The sequence below is a fragment of the Leisingera sp. F5 genome (genome assembly GCF_001593695.1).
This window is the reverse complement of the sequence record NZ_LUKH01000914.1, coordinates 1-1,469: the sequence shown is the minus strand read 5'-3', so window position 1 is coordinate 1,469 and position 1,469 is coordinate 1. Positions and strand designations below refer to the sequence as shown.

Here is a 1,469-nt window from a genome sequence, read left to right as displayed (position 1 = left end):
GCGCCTTACAGCGTGGCGCAGGCCAAGCAGGCAGCCTTGGACCTGCTAGCGGGGCCGTCCCGTCCGACGGCGCTGTTGTGCGGCAATGACGTGATTGCCCAGGGCGCACTGTACGGGGCGCAGAAACGCGGGCTGAAGGTGCCGGAAGAGCTGTCGGTGATGGGGATCGGCGATTTCAAGGGCTCGGCTGACATTGAACCCGGCCTGTCAACGGTCCGGATCCCGGCTGAGACCATCGGAACGCTTGCGGGCGCAGAGTTCACCCGCTTCATCACTTCGGATACGCCGGAACCTTTCAGGCTGTGCTGCGACCTGGAGCAGATCATCCGGGGGACAACCGGGCCGGCCTGAGCAGCACCGTTCAGCCGGGCAGGCCGTTGGACAGGTCGCAGGACCGGATGAAGGCGCAGCATTCCTCGGACAGCGCCGCAAAACGCGAGCGGTCGCGCTGGTACAGATAGACCTCGCGCCTGTCCGGCAGATCAGCAATCGGGCGGAAGGCCGTGGTTTCTGGCATGAACCGGGCCACTGTCTGCGGCAGCACCGTGACCCATTTGCCGGTGCGCACCATGGTGATCAGCGAATGGGTGTTGTGAATTGTCACATCTGCGCCGCTGCTGGCCGCTACAAAGCGTTCATTGCGGATCAGATCGCACAGGGCATTGCGGACAAATCCCGCGCCGGTGACATCCGCAATGGAGGGCGGGGCGTCCTGCTGAAACAGCGGATGCCCTGCGGAGCAGACCAGACCGAAGCGGTCCTCGAACAGAGGCACCGCCGTGACCCCGTTCAGCGGGTGGTAACCGGAGGCGATGCCGATATCCGCCTTGCCCTCGGCCAGCGCATCCAGCACCTGCTGGGTGTCGGTATCCCGCAGCTCAACCTTGAGGCCGGGGTAGCGGGCGGTCATATGCTCCAGCACCGGCGGGAACACCAGCGCCGCAACTGAGGGAACCGAGACGATGCGGATCAGCCCGTGAATGGCCTCTGCCGCCATCTCGATGCTTCGCACAGTGTGATCAAACTGGCGCACCTGTTTCTGGGCCAGTTCAAAAACCTGCTCTCCCAGTGGCGACAGCTGGTTCTTGCGTTCGCCTTCGAACAGCTTTTTGCCCAGATGGTCTTCCATCTGCTTGAGGGTCATTGAGATGGCCGACTGGGTCCGGCCCAGCCGGTTGGCCGCCTCTGACAGGTTTCCGGTCTGCGCCACGGTGCAAAAGGCGCGCAGCATTTCGATTTTAAGCGCCATGACTTCAGAATTTCTGTAGTTGCGTTCAGTTAATTGAGTTTGACTGATGCGGGTGCCGAAGTCCATCCTGCTGTAAACCTGAAATTCAGCATCTGGGGCTTCACCGTGACCAAACTGAACCTGATTGCCGGCGAATGGCTGGCTGGCGAAAGCGAAATCGAAAACCGCAACCCTTCGGATCTGAGCGATCTGGTCGGCATGTTTGCCCAGGCCAGCGCCG

Annotated in this window: 2 protein-coding genes and 1 pseudogene; 2 read left to right on the top strand and 1 reads right to left on the bottom strand. The window is 62.0% G+C overall.

Annotated features, from left to right (window positions below):
- On the top strand, window positions 1-351 hold a 351-nt coding region (locus tag A2I95_RS37410), incomplete at its 5' end, for a substrate-binding domain-containing protein (RefSeq protein WP_291737515.1).
- Between the two features lie 10 nt (window positions 352-361).
- Here the strand turns inward: A2I95_RS37410 and A2I95_RS37405 are convergent.
- Window positions 362-1,249 carry a LysR family transcriptional regulator gene (locus A2I95_RS37405; RefSeq protein WP_291737514.1) on the bottom strand — a complete coding sequence of 296 codons (888 nt, stop codon included), beginning with the start codon at window positions 1,247-1,249 and terminating at the stop codon, window positions 362-364.
- A gap of 33 nt (window positions 1,250-1,282) precedes the next feature.
- On the opposite strand from A2I95_RS37405, the pseudogene A2I95_RS37400 reads away from it, so the two are divergent.
- Window positions 1,283-1,469, top strand: a pseudogene (locus tag A2I95_RS37400) (aldehyde dehydrogenase family protein); the annotation flags it as partial.

What these genes read in the sequence shown, in the direction of transcription:
- A2I95_RS37405 (WP_291737514.1), bottom strand. Translation starts at nt 1,249, where the DNA reads ATGGCGCTTAAAATCGAAATGCTGCGCGCCTTTTGCACCGTGGCGCAG.